Origin of the sequence: Pseudomonas boreofloridensis, from assembly GCF_030580795.1 — a bacterium.
GTDB lineage: Bacteria > Pseudomonadota > Gammaproteobacteria > Pseudomonadales > Pseudomonadaceae > Aquipseudomonas > Aquipseudomonas boreofloridensis.
This window is the reverse complement of the sequence record NZ_JAUQOQ010000021.1, coordinates 13,501-31,236: the sequence shown is the minus strand read 5'-3', so window position 1 is coordinate 31,236 and position 17,736 is coordinate 13,501. Positions and strand designations below refer to the sequence as shown.

The window sequence follows — 17,736 nt, the reverse complement described above, 5'->3', positions numbered from 1 at the left end:
GCGATCATGCAGACAAGCCCGGCACGACGGCAAAAAGGCGCGGCAGCCATCGAATTTGTCGCAGTCTTCCTGCTGTTCTTCGCAGTGTTCTACGGCTTGGTCAGCTATGCGCTGCCGATGCTGATGCTGCAGTCGTTTCATCACGCCAGCAGTGAGGCGGTGCGTCGCTGCGTGGCCTTGGACCCGGCCAGCAGCAGCCATGCGGCCGACGTGCAGACCCTGGCGCGCCAGGTGGTGGCCCGGCAGTTGAGCTGGATGCCCGCAGCGCTGGATTTCCAGCCGGCCAGCGATGTGCGGGTGACCTTGAGTGCCGACAAGGTGCTGACCGTGGTCATCGACTACCCGAAGCGCAAACTGACCCGCGTGCTGCCCTTGCTGGTGCTGCCGATGATCGGCGAGGTGCCGCGCTTGCCCCAGCGTCTGCACGCCGAAGCGAGCGTGCAACTGTGAGCGGCGCTTTCGAACGTTGGCTGGGCGGCGGCCAGCCGCTGGCGGGCGCGAGCGTGCCGGCGGTCGGCCTGCAATTCTGGCTGGACGAGCAGGGTGACGTGCAGCACCTGGGCGGCCCGTTGCGCGCACAGTTGTCGCCTGTGGCGCAACGCGCGGTTCGGGTGCAGGACGCGCTGTTGCCGCACAGCGCAGTGGTGCTCGAAGGTGCGCCTCAGGACTGGCAAGGCCAGCCATTGGATCTGGATTTTCCGACCGTGCAGGGGTCGCCGTTGCGCACCCGTGGTTGGCTGCAACGCCAGGGCGCAGGCTGGTTGCTGCAGCTGTTCGATATCGGTGATCTGCTGGGTGCGCAGCAGCATCAGGCCGTGCGCGATGACGTCCAGCGGCTGGCCGTCGAGATCGGCCGTGCTGTTCGCGAATGCACGGGCGAGCGTCTGCTGCCGGTGATTGCCCAGCAGTTGCAGCGCCTGGCCGAGCACTGGCAGGCCCGCGCGGTGCAGGTGTGGTGCCATGAGCAGGGCGATTGGCATAGCCACGCCGTGAGCGATCACCACTGGCCCTGGGCAGCGCAAGCGCAGGTGCGGCCTTGGCTGCATGTCTTGGCGCAACAGGGCGATCTCGATGACCGCGCGCTGGCTGAACTTCAGGTGCTGTGTGGTGGCCTGCCGCTGCGGGTGCTGCCTTACCGAGAAGGCGGACAGGTCCAGGCCTGCCTGCTGTGCGTGGCGGCCGAGGCGCCATTCGCCCAGGCGGCCAGCGAGGCGCTGGTGCAGGCACTGCTCGACCCGTTCCTGGCGCGCTGGCGCCAGCAGCACATGCAGCGCAGCACCGATCATTTGCACGACTTGCAGCGTCAACTCGGGGCCGGTGGCTGGCACTGGTCGCCGGATGGACTGCTAGAGCTGGAGGCGGCCCTGGCCGAACGTCTTGGCCTGCCATGCGCCGTCAGCATCGAGCACTGGCTGGAGCAACTGCATCCGGCGGACCGCGAAGCGGCGCGGCTGGCGTTGCAGCAGGTGCGCGAGGGGCAGGCGCTGAGCCTGGACCTGCGCTTGTCCCAGGCCGACGCCCAGGGCGATACCCGCTGGCTGCACTGGGTCGGCGCGCTGCATGGCGGCCAAGTGCGCGGCGTGGTGCTCGACATCAGCGCGCTGAAGGCCCAGGAGCAGCAAGCCGGTGCTGCTCGCGCGCGCCTGGAAAACCTCATCGCCAGTTCGCCCGCCGTGATCTACGTGCAACGCTACGACGAAGGTGCGCTGCACAGCGCGTTCTTCAGCGCCAGCCTGGAGCCGCTGCTTGGCTGGCGCAGCGACGGCGAGCAGGTACGCCAGCCGGGGCTGGCGGTGCATCCGCACGACCGTGAGCAGTGGCTGGAGCGCACCCGTACGCTGCTGCGCGAAGGGCAGGTGCGCTGCCGCTATCGCCTGCGCGACCAGCTTGGCGGCTATCACTGGATCCTGGACGAGGCGCGCCTGCTGCGCGACGACCTCGGGCAGCCACTGGAAGTGGTGGGCTTGTGGCTGGACGTCAGCGACGCCACCGAGGCCGCCGAGCGCGTGCGCCAGAGCGAGGAACGCTACCGGGTGCTGGTCGATGACTCGCCGGCGATGATCTGCCGCTACCGGCCCGATCTGCAGGTGCTGTTCGGCAACCGGCCGTTGGCCGACTACCTGGAGTGCGCGCCGGACCAGCTCGCCGGGATGAACCTGGGCCGGTGGTTGTCCGACGGCGATCGCGAGGCGTTCGTACAGCGCTTGGCCAGCCTGACCCCGGAGCAGCCGCTGAGCAGCACTGAAATCTGCCTGCAACTGCCTGGGCGCGAGCAGGCCTGGTGGGTGTGGGCCGATCGAGGACTGTTCGATGCGCAGGGTCGCTTGCTCGAGGTGCAGGCGGTCGGACGCGACAACACCGAGGTACGGCGCAGTCAGCGGCAGTTGTTGCAAGGCGCCAAGATGGCCACGCTGGGCGAGCTGGCCACCGGGCTGGTGCACGAGATCAACCAACCGTTGAACGTGATGCGCATGGCCGTGACCAACAGCCTCAAGCGCCTGCACAGCGGCACGGCGGATGTGCCCTACCTGAGCGAAAAACTGCAGCGTATCGAGACCCAGGTCGAGCGAACGGTGCGGCTGGTGGAGCACATGCGCGTGTATGGCCGGCGCTCCGAGCTGGAGCGCCAGGCGTTCGTCGCCTGGCGGGCGGTGGACGGGGCTTTGGCGCTGCTGGGCGAAGGGTTGCGCGGCAAGGGCGTGAAGGTGCAGGCCGAGTCGCCTGCGTCGGCGTTGCAGGTGCTGGGGCACCCGGATCAGTTGGAACAGGTGTTGATCAACCTGATGGTCAATGCCCGCGATGCGTTGCTCGAACGTCGAACGCCGGCACCGTGCATTCGGCTTGCGCAGCAGCGGGTGGACGGGTGTGTGTGCCTGCTGGTCGAGGACAACGCCGGCGGCATCGACCCGCGTCTGTTGGGGCGGATCTTCGAGCCATTCTTCACCACCAAGCCGGCGGGGGTCGGCACCGGCCTGGGGCTGTCGGTGAGCCACGGCATCATCGAAGCCATGGGCGGCACGCTGGAGGTCGCCAATGCCGAGCACGGGGCGTGCTTTCGCGTGGTGTTGCCGCTCTACAGCACCAGTTGAGCGCGGCCGCTGGAGCAACTGAGGTTGGCACCCACCTCGGCGCCCACCAGATCGACGCCGAGCACTTTGAGCAGCGCATTGACCAGTGGGTCGAGCAACGGGCCGAGCAGGCCTCTGATCAAGGGTTCGACAATGGCCTTGACGCCGCCGAGCACGCTGGCCGCCCCGGCCAGCAGCTCGCCCAGGCCGCTGTTGCCGGAGGGCTTGTAGGCCTGCAGTTGGATGCCCTGCAGGGTGTCGGCCAGGCTGCTCACCACGCGGTCGTTGGCGTTTTGCAGCATCAGGTAGGCCGGCGGCTGACCGATGTTCGGCGGCAGGCTGTCCGGCCCCTGGAACACCAGCGTGCGCGCCTGCGCGCCGCTGCCGAGCACGGTGCTGTCGACCCGCAGGCCGATACCGCCCCCGACGAAGGGCACCCGCGGCTCGCACTCACCCAAGGGCAGCAGCAGCAGGCGTGTACAGCGCTTGCTGCCGATGTCGATCAGCGCCAGTGCCTTGATCGCTGTGGTGCCTTGGCTGAAGAACGCATCGGCTGAGGCGAATTGGCCGACCGCGATTTTCACGGCCGAGGTCTGGCTGCGCGTGGACAGGCGCTTGGGCGAGCAGCTGAAGGCATTCACGGCACTGGGCGCGAAGCGGGTGCTGGCCTCGGCGACCTCCAGGCCGATGTCCAGGTGCAGCGTGCCGGGCACCAGTTTGATGTCGCTGACGGTGCAGGGAATGCCAATCAGGCACAGCACCGATTGCACGGTGCTGACCAGGTTGAGGCTGAGCAGATTGTTGACCACGTTGGTCAGCGGCGCGGCCAGGTCGAGCACGGCGTTGACCAGGCCGAACACGCCGTCGAGCACGGGCAGGTCGAGCGAGACCATCGCCCTGACCTGGGCTGTGTGCACCTGCAAGGTGTCGCGGCGAGGATCGCCGACCGCCGAGATCTGCTGCGGCTCGATCACGTTCAGGCGGACCCGGCCGTTGACCAGGCCCAGCACGTCGAGTGGCAGGTCGACGTTCACCGCCCGCTCGCGCGCCGCCAGTTGGATCACCCCTTGCACCAGTTGCAGCAGTTGCACGTTGGCGTCCAGCCCGGCCTGGGTGGTGCCGTTCTGGATGTCGAGGATATCGCCCAGGCGCAGCAAGGTGCTGTCGCCGCTGGCCAGGGCGACCTTGCCCAGGTTGCTGACCACCTCCAGCGCGGCGCCACCGCGTTGCAGCACCTTGACGGCGGCCTGCAACAGTTGCGTGGCGCTGGCGTTGGCATTGAGCAACTGCTGGTAGTCGCCGACCTTCACGCCCAGGTCCAGCGCCAGTTGGTCGAGGTAGCCGAGCAGCTTGATGTCGGTGTTGGCCAGCCCCCGCCAGCCGGCAAGCTCCAGTTGTGTGCCGCCACCCAGGGCGCCCAGCAGGCCGTTGAGCAGTGCCGACTGCCGGGAATCGACCGTGGCCAGGGTGGTGCGCAGGCTGAGCATGGCCTGGGGCGGGGAGGGCGCCGCCGCCACGGCCTGGGCGCGCAGGGTGGTGGTCGGCGGCAGGCGATTGCCCTGCAGCAGCGCGTGCACGCCTCCTGCGACGCTGCTGGCGACGGTGCGCGACACCTCCACGCGAATGGCGTCGTGGCGGTTGTCGTCACGGGTGAAGCGGCGCAGGTGGTCGTCAGCGCTCAGGACGTAGCCGCAGGTGGCCTGCAACGGGCCATCGGGCGCATGGCCGTTGCGGGTGGCGGCCGTGCGCGCGATGGCGCTGGCCGAGGGACCGCTGCCGGTGCACACGGCGAACTGCCCGGCGGCTTCGAGCGCCGCCATATCGGCGATGCTCTGCAACTTGCGTTGCTCCAGGTAGAGACGGCCGCTGTCGACGACCAGCAACAGCATCAGCAGGGCCAGACCCAGGGTGATGACGGCCATCAGGCCGATCGCGCCGCGTTGGCGCGCAGCGGAAGTGGACAGCACGGGCACTCCTTTGCAGGCGGCGCGCCTTGCTTGGCGTGTGCGGTCCAGTGAGTGTAGTCAGGGTGATGGCGTCTTGCCGTATGAGCAGGCGAGCGGCGAGCCGGTTGGCCTTGGGGCGCGCGTGCGCCCTCGGGCCTGGAAACGCGACGCCGGGTCAGCGCGGTGGGTAGTTGCCCATGACTTGCGCCACGGTTTTCTGGATCGCCGCGTTGCGTTCCTGCGGGCTCGGCGGGTAGCTGTTCATCACCTGTTCGGCACTGCCGCGCCACACCAGCTTGCCGTCGCGCCCGTCGAGCAGGTCGACCTGGATGGTCGCCACCTTGTAGTCGACGCTGCGGGTTTCGTTGTACATCGGTCCGCCCCAGTAGCCTCCCCAATAGCCGCCCCAGCCGCCGCCATAGTTGGTGGTGACTTGCTGCTGGCGGTCTTCGACGATCAGGTACGCGCGCACCTTCACGTCCGCCCGCGCGTTGCCCTGCACGGGCCGCAGGCCACGCTGGTCGAGCTGGTCGGCCACGGCCTGGCGAATGCGCTGTTCGGTCAGGTCGCTCTTGATCCTGGGGTCATCCGGGCGGTATTGCAGCGCCGGCTCCTGCCAGGCCCAACTGCGGTAGGCCGCGAAGTCGCGACTGGCATCGAAATCCTGGGTGACGTTGTTGCTCGCGCAGGCCGCGACCAGCAGCGCGAATGACAGCACGACGAGACGGCGCAGCATGATGAGACTCCTGCAATCGGTTAACGGGGAGGATAGCCGCTGAGGGCCTTGCGCACGGCCTCGCGCAGGGCGTCTTCACGTTCGCGGGGCGAGCCCTGGTCGCTGCCGCTTTCGGCGCTGGCGCTCCACACCGCCTGGCCGTTGCGGGCATCGAACAGGTCGATGCGCACTACCATCACGTCCACTTGGTAAGTGCGCACGATCGGTACGCTGCCGTAGGCGCCATAGCCGTTGCGGTAGCCGCCATAGCCGACGCCGCCGTAGGGGCCGTAAGGGTAGGGGTCGTAATCATAGTCGCGGACCTGGCGCAGGCGCTTTTCCAGACGCACGTTGGCACTGACCAGCAGGTCGCCGGGGCCGCCGCGAGCCGGACGCAGGCCGTGCTGGTCGAGCACGCCGCTGATGGCGTCGGCCAGTTGCGCAGGATCGGCGTTGGCCATGCCGCTGGGCAACTGGCCGTTGCGCCAGCTCCAACTCTGGTAGCGGCCGTAGTCGCGCGGCGCCGCCGGGTAGGCGCTGGCGTCGAAGGTGTTGGCTGCCTGGGGTGGTGCCGGCGGCATGGGCAGCGAGCTGGCGACATACGGATTACTGCCCTGGCAACCGACAAGGGCCAGGGTCAGCAGGGCCAGACACAACGGACGGTACGGCATGTGTTCCTCCCGACAGGCGGGGTCAGCGTGGGCGACAGGTCCAGTGCAGGTAACGGCCAAGGCCGGCGAAGCTCGGATGACGACGGTGGGCCAGTTCCATTTCCAACAGGTCGAGCAGCTCGGCCTTGTCCTGGAACTCCTTGGGCATGTAGTCGTGGAACACCCGGATGCCACTTTCGCTTTCGACCTGCCACAACGGTTCGAGTTGCGCCCGCAACTCACGGGGATCGACGGGCATCTGCGGCGTCAGGCTCTGCTTTTCGCCGGCCAGGCGGTCGCTGCGCAGCTTGCGGAAGTGCCCCTTGAGCAGGTTGCGGTAGACCAGCGCATCGCGGTTGTAGAAGGCCAGCGACAACCAGCCGCCGGGCGCGGTCAACTGGTGCAGCACTGGCAGGATACTGTGGGGCTCGGCCAGCCATTCGAGCACCGCATGGCACAGCACCACGTCGAATGGCTCGGTGAGTTGGCCGAGCAGGTCCTGCCAGGGCGCCTGGATGAACGTGGCACGCTGGCCCGCCTCGGCGAAGCGTTCACGGGCGCCGTCGAGCATCGGCGCAGCGGGCTCGGCGAGGGTCAACGAGTGCCCGCGTTGGGCCAGCCACAATGCCATGTGCCCGAGGCCTGCGCCGACATCGAGGATGCGCAGCGGGCGCTCGGGCAAGCGCTCGGCCAGGTCGGCCTGCAACACCGCCAGGCGAATGGCGCCCTTGGCGCCGCCATAGATCTTCTCGGCGAAACGGCTGGCCAGCTCATCGAAATGACGGTCGTTCATGGGGCGAAGCGCCGTTCGCTGTCGGCGAGCTTGGCCCGCACCACCGCGTCCATGTCCAGCCCCAGTTCGCTGCACAGCAACAGCAGGTACAGCACCACGTCGCCGACCTCCTGGCCGGCATGGGCGAGCTGCTCGGGGGACAGTTGGCGCGATTGCGCTTCGCTCAGCCACTGGAAGATTTCCACCAGCTCGGCCATCTCCACGCTGGCAGCCATTGCCAGGTTCTTCGGGCTGTGGAAGCCGCGCCAGTCGTTGTCGTCGCGGATCCGGTGCAGGCGCTTGGTCAGTTCTTGCAGATTCATCGGGGACTCTCCTTCTGGCGCATAGCTTCGGACGCGCCAGGAAGCAAAGCAAGTGAATTGCGAGCGCGCTACAGCGCTCGCCAGGCCCCGGTCATGTGCAGCAGTTCGCCGTGGCCGGTCAGCGCCAGCCGTCCGTCTGGCGCCGCCTGGCTGGCGCTCAGGGACACTTCCGAAGGCAAGCGCACCGGCTTGTGGAAGTCCACGGCGAAACCGTAGCCGGCCACCGGCAGATGCCCGCGCAGGGCGGCCAGGGCCATGGCCTTGCTCCACATGCCGTGGGCGATCGCCTTGGGGAAACCGAACAGCCGGGCGCTGGCAGCGCTCAGGTGAATGGGGTTGTAGTCGCCGCAGACCTTGGCATAGCGCCGGCCGATGTCGCGGTCGGCGTACCAGCGCGTGACGTCCGTCAGGCCCGCCAGCGATGGCTCGCCCGCCGGCGCGTGCGCCACGCCGTCGAGCTTCAGGCCCCTGACCAGCATGCGGCTGGTCTCGCGCCAGAGCACGCCCAGGCCATCGTGGGCCTCGGTGACCAGGTCGAAGGTGCCGCCCTTGGCATGGGCCTGCAGGTTGTCGGCGTATACCGCGAAACGCAGGCCTTCGAGACCGCCCAAGGGACGCAGCACTTCGATGTCGTTGTGCAGGTGCACCAGCCCCAGCAGCGGAAACGGAAAGTCTGCGGCGGTGAGCAGTTGCAATTGCAGGGTGAAGGCCATGACATGCGGGTACGTGGCCGGTAGCCGGCGGTCATCGCTGAAATGGCACAGCCGCCGATAGGCCTGAAGGTTGGGCGGGTCGATGCGCAGAAAACAGCGCAGGCCGCGTTCGGGCAGGCGCGTGCCGGTGATCTTGCGCTTGCCCAGTGCCCTCAGATAGAGGCGGCTGCGAGCCTCGGGGCTGTGCAGGTCGAGCCAGGATCGCTTCATGTTCACGCTCCTATCAAGGCTTGGCCGCAGACCCGCAGGTACTGGCCGCTGACCGCGCCGGTGCCCGGCTGCGCCAGCCAGGCGACAGCCTCGGCAACGTCCTGCGGGCGGCCACCCTGGCCGAGCGAGCTCAGCCTGCGGCCAGCCTCGCGCAAGCCCATGGGCATGGCGGCGGTCATGTGGGTCTCGATGAAGCCGGGCGCCACCGCGTTGATGCTGATGCCGCGCTCGCCCAGGGGCGCGGCCCAGGCCTGGGCCAGGCCGATCAGGCCGGCCTTGCTCGCCGCATAGTTGGCCTGGCCGCGATTGCCGGCGATGCCGCTGACCGAGGCCAGCAGCACGATGCGCGCATCGTCGTGCAACTGGCCGCCGTCGAGCAATGCCTGGGTCAATTGCTGCGGGGCCTTGAGGTTGACGGCCATGACCGCATCCCAGTAGTCGGGGGTCATGTTGGCCAGGGTCTTGTCGCGGGTGATGCCGGCGTTGTGCACCAGGATGTCCAGGCCGTCGGGCAGGGCCTGCTGCAACTGCGACGCGGCGTCGCTGGCACAGATGTCCAGGGCCAGCGACTGCGCGCCGATGCGCGCGGCCAGGGCGTCGAGGTCTTTCTGTGCCGGCGGCACGTCCAGCAGGATCACCTGCGCACCGTCGCGGGCCAGGGTCTCGGCAATGGCAGCACCGATGCCGCGTGCAGCGCCCGTGACCAGCGCGCGCTTGCCCGCCAGCGGTCGGGTCCAGTCCTGCACCTGGCGGGCGCAGGCCTCCAGGCGCAGGACCTGGCCGGAAACGAAGGCGCTCTTGGGCGACAGGAAGAAGCGCAGCGCGCCTTCGAGCTGATTGTCGGCCGCAGCGCCCACGTACAGCAACTGTGCCGTGCCGCCATTGCGCAGCTCCTTGGCCAGCGAGCGACTGAACCCTTCCAGGGCGCGCTGGGCCACACGGGCCAGCGGGTCGTCGAGCTGCTCCGGGGCGCGCCCGAGAATCACCACCTTGGCGCACGGGGCGAGGCTGCGCAGCAGCGGTTGAAAGAACGCGCGCAACTGCCCGAGCGTATCGCTGTCGGACAGATGACTGGCATCGAACACCACCGCCTTGATCTTCGGCCCCAGGCCAGCGACCCAGGCGGGCGATTGCAGATCAACACCTTCGAAGTGGTAGCACTCGTCGGTGAGTGCCGGGGCCAGGGCCTCGACGCGCCGCGCCAAGGGGCCTCCGCCGAGTACCAGGGCGCCCTCGATGGGCCGCAGGCGTCCGGCCTGCCAGCGTTCCAGTGCAGCCGGGCGGGGTAGGCCAAGGGCATCGACCAGGCGGCGGCCGAGCGTGGAGTTGGCGAAGCCGATATAGCGATCGCTCATGATGCGGGTCTCCCTGAAGGCAAGCATGCAAGTGTGGACCTTAATTGCGCGCAGGTCGTTCGAATCCTCGAAAAAGCGCCTAGGCTGAGGCTTTGCCCAATGGCGCGGGTCAACGCGTGACTCGATAAATTGGCTCAAATTGTTTCAGGAGAAATCAGCATGCAGTCACCTCGTCGCGTTGCGATCCTGGGCGGCAACCGTATTCCGTTCGCCCGCTCCAACGGCGCCTACGCCACCGCCAGCAACCAGGCGATGCTCACGGCGACGCTGGAAGGTCTGGTGGAGCGCTATCGGCTGCACGGGCTGCGCCTGGGCGAAGTGGTGGCCGGCGCGGTGCTCAAGCACTCGCGCGACCTGAGCCTGACCCGCGAATGCGTGCTCGGCTCGCGGCTGTCGCCGCAGACCCCCGCCTACGACATCCAGCAGGCCTGTGGCACGGGGCTGGAGGCTGCGCTGCTGGTGGCGAACAAGATCGCCCTCGGGCAGATCGACAGCGCCATCGCCGGCGGCGTGGACACCACTTCCGATGCACCGATCGCGATCAACGAGGGGCTGCGCCGGGTGCTGCTGGAAGCCAACCGCGGTCGGCAACTGAGCGAACGTCTGAAGCCGTTTCTCAAACTGCGGCCGAGCTTTCTCAAGCCCGAGTTCCCGCGCAATGGCGAGCCGCGCACCGGGCTGTCGATGGGCGAGCACTGCGAGCGCATGGCGCAGACCTGGCAGATCGAGCGCGCCGAGCAGGACGCACTGGCGCTGCTCAGTCACCAGCACCTGGCCGAGGCCTATGACCAGGGTTGGCACGATGACCTGCTCACGCCCTACCTGGGTCTGACCCGCGACAACAACCTGCGGCCAGATCTCACCGCCGAGCAGTTGGCCAAGCTCAAGCCGGTGTTCGACAAAGGTCCCAAGGGCACCCTGACCGCTGGCAACTCCACCCCGCTCACCGATGGCGCCTCGCTGGTGCTGCTGGGCAGCGAGGCCTGGGCCGAGCAGCAGGGATTGTCGGTGCTGGCCTATCTGGTGGACGGCGAGGCGGCCGCCGTGGACTTCGTCAAAGGTCGCGAAGGTCTGCTGATGGCGCCGGTGCATGCGGTGCCACGCCTGTTGGCGCGTAATGGCCTGAGCTTGCAGGACTTCGACTACTACGAAATCCATGAAGCCTTCGCCGCCCAGGTGCTGTGCACTCTCAAGGCCTGGGAGGACGAGCGCTACTGTCGCGAGGTGCTGGGGCTCGACGCGGCGCTGGGCGCCATCGACCGCAGCCGGCTCAACGTCAAGGGCAGCTCGCTGGCTGCCGGTCATCCGTTCGCCGCCACCGGTGGGCGGATTCTGGCGAACATGGCCAAGTTGCTGGCCAAGGCCGGCAAGGGTCGCGGACTGATCTCGATCTGCGCTGCGAGCGGGCAGGGGGTGACGGCGATCGTCGAGCGCTGAGGTGGTAACCTTTGGCCAAACCACGACAACAAGCCGCGCCATGCCGACCCCAGGTCCCCTCACTGCCCCCCGTGCCATCCCCACGCTGCAGCGCTTGCCGCGGCCGCTGTACGCCCGCGCCGAAAGCCTCGGCGCAGGCTCCTGGACCCCGCGCCATCAGCATGACTGGGCGCAGTTCTCCTACGCCATCAGTGGCGTGCTGGGCGTCTACACCAGCGATGGCAGCTACTTTGCTCCGCCGCAGTGGGGGGTGTGGATTCCGGCGGGTCTGGAGCACGAGGTGGTGACCTCGATGCAGGCGGAAATGCGCAGCCTTTATGTGCGTCGCGATGCCTGCACCTGGGGCGCCGATGCCTGCCAGGTGGTGGAGGTGACGCCCCTGGCGCGCGAGCTGATCAAGCAATTCTGCCAACTGCCGGCGGCCTACCCGGAAGGCGACACGGCCGAGGCCCGCCTGGTGGCGGTGCTGCTCGACCAGTTGCAGACGCTGCCGCACGTCGGCTTCTCGTTGCCGCTGCCGCGCCATCCCGGCCTGTTGGCGCTGTGCAATGCGCTGATCGCCGCGCCCGATCGAGCGCAGACCCTGCAGCAGTGGGCGCTGCAACTGGAGTGCTCGGACAAGACACTCATGCGCCTGTTCCAGCGCGAGACCGGCTTGAGTTTTCGCAACTGGCGCCAGCGCATGCGTCTGCTGTCGTCGCTGGCGCTGCTCGAAGCCGGGCACAGCGTCACCGAGGCGGCGCTGGGCTGCGGCTACGACTCCACCTCGGCCTACATTGCCGCCTTCAAGCAGCTGTTCGGTGCCACGCCAGGCGAACTGCGCCTCTGATCTTCAGGTCTTGAACCGGCGCACCAACGCATCCAGTTCGCTGGACAGGCCTTCCAGGCTTTGCGAGTCTTGCCGCGCCGCCTGCGCCAGTTCGGCTACCAACTGCGCATCGCCATGGATCTGGCTGATGTGGCGGTTGATGTCTTCGGCCACCTGGTGCTGCTCTTCAGCGGCGGTGGCGATCTGCGTATTCATGTCGCGGATGACGTCCACCGACTCACGGATCTGACCGAAGCTGTCACGTGCCTCGCCGATGCGGCTGACCGACTGCTGCGACACGTCCAGGCTGGCATGCATCTGCGCAGCCACCTGGGCCGTACGGCTGGCCAGGTTGCCCAGCAAGCCGTCGATCTCGGCGGTGGAGTCGGCGGTGCGCTTGGCCAGGGCGCGCACTTCGTCGGCGACCACGGCGAAGCCGCGGCCCTGTTCGCCGGCACGGGCCGCTTCGATGGCGGCGTTGAGCGCCAGCAGGTTGGTCTGCTCGGCGATCGAGCGGATGGTGCCCAGAATCGACTGGATCGAATTGCTGTCACGCTCCAGTTGTTGCATCGATTGGGCCGACTGCTCGATCTCATGGCTCAGGCGATCGACGCTCTGCACCGCCGCGTCGATCTGCTGCTGACCCTGGCGCGCCTGCTGCTGGCCGCTGTCGGCCGATTGCGCGGCCTGGCTGCACGAACGCGCCACTTCGTTGGCGGTGGCGACCATTTCGTGGAAGGCCGTGGAGACCATGTCCACCGCTTCGCGCTGGCGACCGGCCGCCTCGGCCATGTCGCCGGACACCCGGGTGGAACTGGCCGAGGTGGCGAGAATCTTCCCGGCGGCGCCGCCGATGTGTTGGATCAGGCTGCGGATCGCGCCGAGGAACTGGTTGAACCAACTGGCCAACTGCGCGGTTTCGTCGTTGCCGCGCACGTCGAGGTTGCGGGTCAGGTCACCTTCGCCCTGGGCGATGCCTTCCAGGCCACTGCTGACACCGGTGATCGGCCGCACGATGAGCTTGGCGAAGGTGGCGCCGGCCACCGCGAACAGCGCGGCGAGCACCAGGGCGATGACGCCGATCTGCCAGGTCAGGCGGGTGGCGGCCTGCATGACCTCGTCCTGCTGGATCAGGCCGATGAAGGTCCAGCCCAACTGCTCGTCGACGTAGACGTTGGCCATGTACGGTTGGTCGTCGATACGCACCTGCACCAGACCCTTGCCGGCCTTGGCCAACTCGGCGTAGCCGCCGCCGAAGCTCTCCAACTGCTTGAAGTTATGGTTGGGGTCGCGTGGGTCGACCAGCACGTTGCCGTTCTTTTCCACCAGCATCAGGTAGCCGCTTTCGCCCAGCTTGATCTTCTTGACGATTTCGCTGAGGCCCTTGAGCGACACGTCGATGTTGACCACGCCGCCAGGCGCGCCGAGTTGGTTGTTGACGGCGCGTACGGTGCCGATCAGCGCCAGGTCGTCGGCAGCCCAGTAATAGGCGCCGGTGCGCACGGTCTTGCCGGGGTTGGCCATCGCCAGTTGATACCAGGGGCGCTGGCGTGGGTCGTAGTTGGTGTACTTCTGCCCGGCGGGCCAGCCGACATAACCGCCGTCGCTGACGCCATAGGACACATAGGCGTAGGCCGGGTGGGTTTCAGCCAGACGGGTGAAGGCGGCCAGTACCAGTTTGTCCTGCTCACCCAGTTCGGTGGGCGGGTTGGCGCTCATGAACTTGTTCAGGTTGCTGCCTGCGGCGCCGACCTGGGGCAGGGAGGCCAGGTAGTCGACGTTCTCGTCGATGCCCTGGAAGAACATGTTCATCGCATTGGCGACCTGGCGGATTTCCCGGCTGCTGCTGTCGAGGAAATCGTCCCGCGCGTCTTCGCGCAGGTTGAGTACCACCACGGCGGCGACGATGACGATGGGCAAGCCGGCAATGACGGCGAAAGCCCAGGTGAGTTTCTGCTTGATGTTCATTCGCGCTCCCGGATTTTTTCTTGTAGACGCATGGAACTGGTATCAAGGGCATCGGCAGGGCGCTGGTGTTTCTGAAGGAGTCTGTAGGAAAACTCCCAGTTTTAGGGGATGAAAGCGGCAGACGAGGCCGCTTCAGTCATACCTGGCTATTAGGGCATACCCAATTGCCGTGCTTGAGGGCGCTCATTGGCAGCAACTGCCTTCATCCGCCAGGCCCTGGAGGATCGGACAGTCGGGTCGATCATCGCCATGGCAATGGGCGACCAACTCGCTGAGGGTGTCGCGCAGGCTCACCATTTCCTCGATCCGACGGTTCAGGTCCTCGATGTGCTGGGTCGCCAGCGCCTTCACATCGGCGCTGGCGCGCTGGCGGTCCTGCCACAGCGCCAGCAGACGCGCGACCTCGTCCAGGGAGAAGCCCAGGTCGCGCGAGCGCTTGATGAAGTTCAAGCTGTGCAGGTCCTCCTGCTGGTAGAGGCGATAGCCGCTGTCGCTGCGCAGCGCGGGCTTGAGCAGGCCAATGGACTCGTAGTAGCGGATCATCTTGGCGCTGAGCCCGGTACGCCGGGCGGCCTGGCCGATGTTCATGGGGTCTCCTTGACGGCGATGTCGCGCGGCTTCCAGGTCTTGAGCCAGAGGGCGTTGCTGACCACGCTGACGCTGGACAAGGCCATGGCGGCGCCGGCCAGCACCGGGTTGAGGTAACCGAAGGCGGCGAGGGGGATGCCAACCAGGTTATAGATGAAGGCCCAGAACAGGTTCTGACGAATCTTGGCGTAGGTCTTGTGGCTGATTTCCAGCGCCGCCGGCACCAGGCGCGGGTCACCGCGCATCAGCGTGATACCGGCGGCCTGCATGGCCACATCGGTGCCACCGCCCATGGCGATGCCGATGTCGGCAGCGGCCAGGGCGGGCGCGTCGTTGATGCCGTCACCGACCATGGCCACCACGCCTTGCTGCTTCAATGCGTTGACGGTGGCCGCCTTGTCGGCCGGCAGCACTTCGGCGTGTACATCGTCGATGCCCAAGGCTTGGGCAACCACCCGGGCGCTGCCGCGGTTGTCGCCCGTCAACAGGTGGCTGCTGATGCCTTGGGCATGCAAGGCGGCGATCGCCTGGTCGGCACCGGGCTTGAGGCTGTCGCCGAAGGCGAACAGGCCCAGCACCTGGCGCTGCGGCGAGCACTCGATCAGCCACGACAACGTGCGGCCCTCGGCTTCCCAGGTGTTTGCCGGGGTCAGCAAGGGGCCCGGCTGCAATTCGTTCTCGTCGAGCAGGCGGCGGTTGCCCAGCGCCAGCACCCGGCCTTCGACCGTGCCCTGGATACCGCGTCCGGTCAGCGACTGGCTGTCACTGACCTGGGGAATGTCCAGGCCTTGCTCGCGCCCGGCTTCCAGGACGGCCTTGGCCAGCGGGTGCTCGCTGCCGCGTTGCAGGGCACCGGCCAGGCGCAGCAGGTCATGGTCGGCGCCTGCTGCCGCCTGCGAATGAACGATGCGCGGGCTGCCGGAGGTGAGCGTGCCGGTCTTGTCGAACACCACGCGGTTCACCGCATGGGCGCGCTCCAGGGCTTCAGCGTCCTTGATCAGGATGCCGTGGCGGGCGGCTACGCCGGTGCCGGCCATGATCGCCGCCGGTGTCGCCAGGCCCAGGGCGCACGGGCAGGCGATCACCAGCACGGCGACGGCGTTGATCAGCGCGCTTTGCAGCGGCGCACCGGCCAGCCACCAGCCGACCAGGGTGATCAGCGCCAGTACCAGTACCGCCGGGACGAACACCTGGCTGACCCGATCCACCAGCTTCTGGATCGGCGCCTTGGCCGCTTGGGCGTCCTCGACCAGGCGGATGATGCGTGCCAGTACCGTCTCGGTGCCCAGCGCCTGGGTGCGCACCAGCAAGCGGCCTTCGCCGTTGATCGCTCCACCGGTGACGCTGTCGCCAGGCGCTTTGGCCACTGGCAGGCTTTCACCGCTGATCAGCGCCTCGTCGGCATGACTGCTGCCTTCGAGCACCTCGCCGTCGACCGGGAACCGCTCGCCTGGCTTGACCAGCACCTGGTCGCCCAGGCGCAACTGACTGATCGATACCTCCTCTTCACTGCCGTCGATCACTCGCACGGCGCGCTCCGGCCGCAGGGCTTCCAGGGCGCGGATAGCGCTGGCGGTCTGACGCTTGGCGCGGCTTTCCAGGTACTTGCCCAGCAGCACCAGAGCGATCACCACTGCCGAGGCCTCGAAATACAGATGGGGCTCCATTCCAGCCGGCGCCTGCGCCCATTGATAGAGGCTCAGGCCATAGCCGGCGCTGGTGCCCAACGCGACCAGCAGGTCCATGTTGCCGGCGCCTGCGCGCACGGCTTTCCAGGCGGCCTTGTAGAAGCGTGCGCCGAGGATGAACTGCACTGGCGTGGCCAGCGCGAACTGCGCCCAGGCCGGCAGCATCCAGTGCAGGCCGAACGGTTGCACCAGCATCGGCAGCACCAGCGGCAGGGCCAGCAGCACGGCGGCGAGTACCGCCAGGCGCTCGCGGCGCAGGCGACGCTGAGCCTGGTGTCGGTCGTCGTGGGCATCGCGCGGCAGGCGGGCGCTGTAGCCGGCCTGTTCGACGGCGGCGATCAATGCCGCCTCGGCCATGCCCGCCAGCACTTCCAGGTGAGCGCGTTCGCTGGCCAGGTTGACGCTGACCTGTTCGACGCCCGGCAGTTTGGCCAGTGCCCGTTCGACGCGGCCCGCGCAACTGGCGCAGGTCATGCCGCCGATCTGCAGTTCCAGGGTGTGGGTCGGTACACGGTAGCCGGCTTGACGCACGGCATCGATCAACGCCGGTAGGCTGCTGGCCGGGGCCTGGATGCGGGCCTGTTCGGTGGCCAGGTTGACGCTGACCTGGGCAGCGCCGTCGACCTTCTGCAGCGCGCGTTCGACGCGGCCGACGCAGCTCGCACAGGTCATGCCGGCAATCGGCAGGTCGAAGGTGGTGGTTGCGGCCATGGCTTCTCTCCTTGATCAGGCCTGCAGCATCAACCTTGCCATGCGGGGAAGGTCAATACCCCAGGTCGGCTCGCTTGAGCTGCAGTCCATTCTGGCCCAAGGCGATGCGGTACTTGTTGATCTGACCGGCTTGCAGCACCAGTCGAGTGCTGCGCTGATCTTCCACGCCTGCGCCGCAGCCGGGCGCCTGGCCGGGCAGCAGGCGCAGGCGCACGTCCACCGGCCCTGGCGGCAAATTGAATGAGGTCGATTGTTCCTGGAAGACGCGACCGGACAGTTGGTCGTTGAGGTAAACGCCGATTTCGCAGCTGGTGGCCACTTCCAGACGCTCCCGGGAAATGATCAGTACGCTGTACTGCGCGTTGTCCTCGGCGCTGGCCGGCGGCACCATGGCCAACGTGCCCAAAAGCCCGACAACGCCCGCTGTTGCCCTGAACATGAAGAGTCTCCTGCTGGCTGACGATCTGCAAAAGCGCAGCTTGGCCGAGGTTGGCAAGGATTGCTACCCCGGCCCGTCATCGAGGCGCTTGACCTTGCCACCATGGCAAGGTCGAGACTGCGGCGAAATCATCAGGAGGTAGCACCATGCACGTGTTCAATGTTCAAGGCATGACCTGCGGCCACTGCGTCAAGGCGGTGACCCAGGCGATTCAGGCGGTGGACGCAGCAGCCCAGGTGGAGGTGGATCTGCCGGGGCGTCAGGTGAAGGTGCAGAGCGAATCGCCGGCCGAGCGGATCGTCGCGGCGATCGTGGAGGAGGGGTATCAGGCGCAGCTAGCCTGAC

The 17,736-nt window shown here is 67.6% G+C and carries 16 protein-coding genes and 1 pseudogene; 5 read left to right on the top strand and 12 right to left on the bottom strand.

The genetic code is table 11. The features are described from left to right. Positions 1 to 6: 6 nt before the first annotated feature. Positions 7 to 450, top strand: a complete 444-nt coding sequence (locus tag Q6A47_RS20185) for a TadE/TadG family type IV pilus assembly protein (RefSeq protein WP_304485189.1) — start codon at positions 7 to 9, stop codon at positions 448 to 450. Further along, on the top strand, positions 447 to 3,089 hold the full coding sequence (locus Q6A47_RS20180) for an ATP-binding protein (protein WP_304485188.1): 2,643 nt from the start codon (positions 447 to 449) through the stop codon (positions 3,087 to 3,089). The genes Q6A47_RS20185 and Q6A47_RS20180 overlap by 4 nt, the downstream gene beginning before the upstream one ends. Here Q6A47_RS20180 and Q6A47_RS20175 read toward each other — a convergent pair. The 7 genes from Q6A47_RS20175 to Q6A47_RS20145 all read right to left on the bottom strand — a co-directional run bounded on the left by Q6A47_RS20175 (position 3,074) and on the right by Q6A47_RS20145 (position 9,752). Then, positions 3,074 to 5,035 (bottom strand): pilus assembly protein TadG-related protein, encoded by a 1,962-nt coding sequence (locus Q6A47_RS20175; RefSeq protein WP_304485187.1) that lies wholly within the window; start codon positions 5,033 to 5,035, stop codon positions 3,074 to 3,076. The two genes, Q6A47_RS20180 and Q6A47_RS20175, sit on opposite strands and share 16 nt — an antisense overlap. A 154-nt stretch (positions 5,036 to 5,189) precedes the next feature. After that, a complete protein-coding gene (locus Q6A47_RS20170) occupies positions 5,190 to 5,750 on the bottom strand; it encodes a DUF4136 domain-containing protein (protein ID WP_295481645.1) in 561 nt (186 codons plus the stop codon). Between the two features lie 20 nt (positions 5,751 to 5,770). Next, complete coding sequence (locus Q6A47_RS20165) at positions 5,771 to 6,400, bottom strand: DUF4136 domain-containing protein (RefSeq protein ID WP_295481646.1); 630 nt, start codon at positions 6,398 to 6,400, stop codon at positions 5,771 to 5,773. A gap of 22 nt (positions 6,401 to 6,422) precedes the next feature. Beyond that, positions 6,423 to 7,172: a methyltransferase domain-containing protein gene (locus Q6A47_RS20160; protein WP_304485186.1), complete on the bottom strand. Its 750-nt coding sequence runs from the start codon at positions 7,170 to 7,172 to the stop codon at positions 6,423 to 6,425. Continuing rightward, entirely contained in the window at positions 7,169 to 7,474 is a 306-nt protein-coding gene (locus Q6A47_RS20155; RefSeq protein ID WP_304485185.1) for a MazG-like family protein, read from the bottom strand. Before Q6A47_RS20155 ends, Q6A47_RS20160 begins: the two co-directional genes overlap by 4 nt. 68 nt (positions 7,475 to 7,542) lie before the next feature. Continuing rightward, positions 7,543 to 8,397 (bottom strand): MaoC family dehydratase, encoded by an 855-nt coding sequence (locus Q6A47_RS20150; RefSeq protein WP_304485184.1) that lies wholly within the window; start codon positions 8,395 to 8,397, stop codon positions 7,543 to 7,545. Between the two features lie 2 nt (positions 8,398 to 8,399). Then, complete coding sequence (locus tag Q6A47_RS20145) at positions 8,400 to 9,752, bottom strand: 3-oxoacyl-ACP reductase (protein WP_304485183.1); 1,353 nt, start codon at positions 9,750 to 9,752, stop codon at positions 8,400 to 8,402. Between the two features lie 159 nt (positions 9,753 to 9,911). On the opposite strand from Q6A47_RS20145, the gene Q6A47_RS20140 reads away from it, so the two are divergent. Together Q6A47_RS20140 and Q6A47_RS20135 are read left to right on the top strand one after the other, a co-directional pair. Then, the gene (locus Q6A47_RS20140; protein WP_304485182.1) at positions 9,912 to 11,189 is read left to right on the top strand and encodes an acetyl-CoA C-acetyltransferase; all 1,278 of its coding nucleotides are present in this window, start codon (positions 9,912 to 9,914) and stop codon (positions 11,187 to 11,189) included. A gap of 40 nt (positions 11,190 to 11,229) precedes the next feature. After that, positions 11,230 to 12,018, top strand: a complete 789-nt coding sequence (locus tag Q6A47_RS20135; RefSeq protein WP_039583013.1) for an AraC family transcriptional regulator — start codon at positions 11,230 to 11,232, stop codon at positions 12,016 to 12,018. 3 nt (positions 12,019 to 12,021) lie between these two features. Here the strand turns inward: Q6A47_RS20135 and Q6A47_RS23135 are convergent, their stop codons facing one another. The 5 genes and pseudogenes from Q6A47_RS23135 to Q6A47_RS20115 form a co-directional block, all read right to left on the bottom strand. Next, positions 12,022 to 12,750 (bottom strand): methyl-accepting chemotaxis protein, encoded by a 729-nt coding sequence (locus tag Q6A47_RS23135; protein WP_369811570.1) that lies wholly within the window; start codon positions 12,748 to 12,750, stop codon positions 12,022 to 12,024. 129 nt (positions 12,751 to 12,879) lie between these two features. Further along, positions 12,880 to 13,965 (bottom strand): annotated as a pseudogene (locus Q6A47_RS23130) (cache domain-containing sensor histidine kinase); the annotation flags it as partial. 183 nt (positions 13,966 to 14,148) lie between these two features. Then, positions 14,149 to 14,553 (bottom strand): Cu(I)-responsive transcriptional regulator, encoded by a 405-nt coding sequence (gene cueR, locus Q6A47_RS20125; protein ID WP_304485181.1) that lies wholly within the window; start codon positions 14,551 to 14,553, stop codon positions 14,149 to 14,151. Further along, entirely contained in the window at positions 14,550 to 16,952 is a 2,403-nt protein-coding gene (locus tag Q6A47_RS20120; RefSeq protein WP_304485180.1) for a heavy metal translocating P-type ATPase, read from the bottom strand. Before Q6A47_RS20120 ends, cueR begins: the two co-directional genes overlap by 4 nt. Before the next feature lie 52 nt (positions 16,953 to 17,004). After that, positions 17,005 to 17,391 carry a hypothetical protein gene (locus tag Q6A47_RS20115; protein WP_029615188.1) on the bottom strand — a complete coding sequence of 129 codons (387 nt, stop codon included), beginning with the start codon at positions 17,389 to 17,391 and terminating at the stop codon, positions 17,005 to 17,007. A 146-nt stretch (positions 17,392 to 17,537) separates the two neighbouring features. Between Q6A47_RS20115 and Q6A47_RS20110 the strand changes: the two genes are divergently transcribed. Continuing rightward, positions 17,538 to 17,735: a heavy-metal-associated domain-containing protein gene (locus Q6A47_RS20110; RefSeq protein WP_029615189.1), complete on the top strand. Its 198-nt coding sequence runs from the start codon at positions 17,538 to 17,540 to the stop codon at positions 17,733 to 17,735. Position 17,736 lies beyond the last annotated feature (1 nt).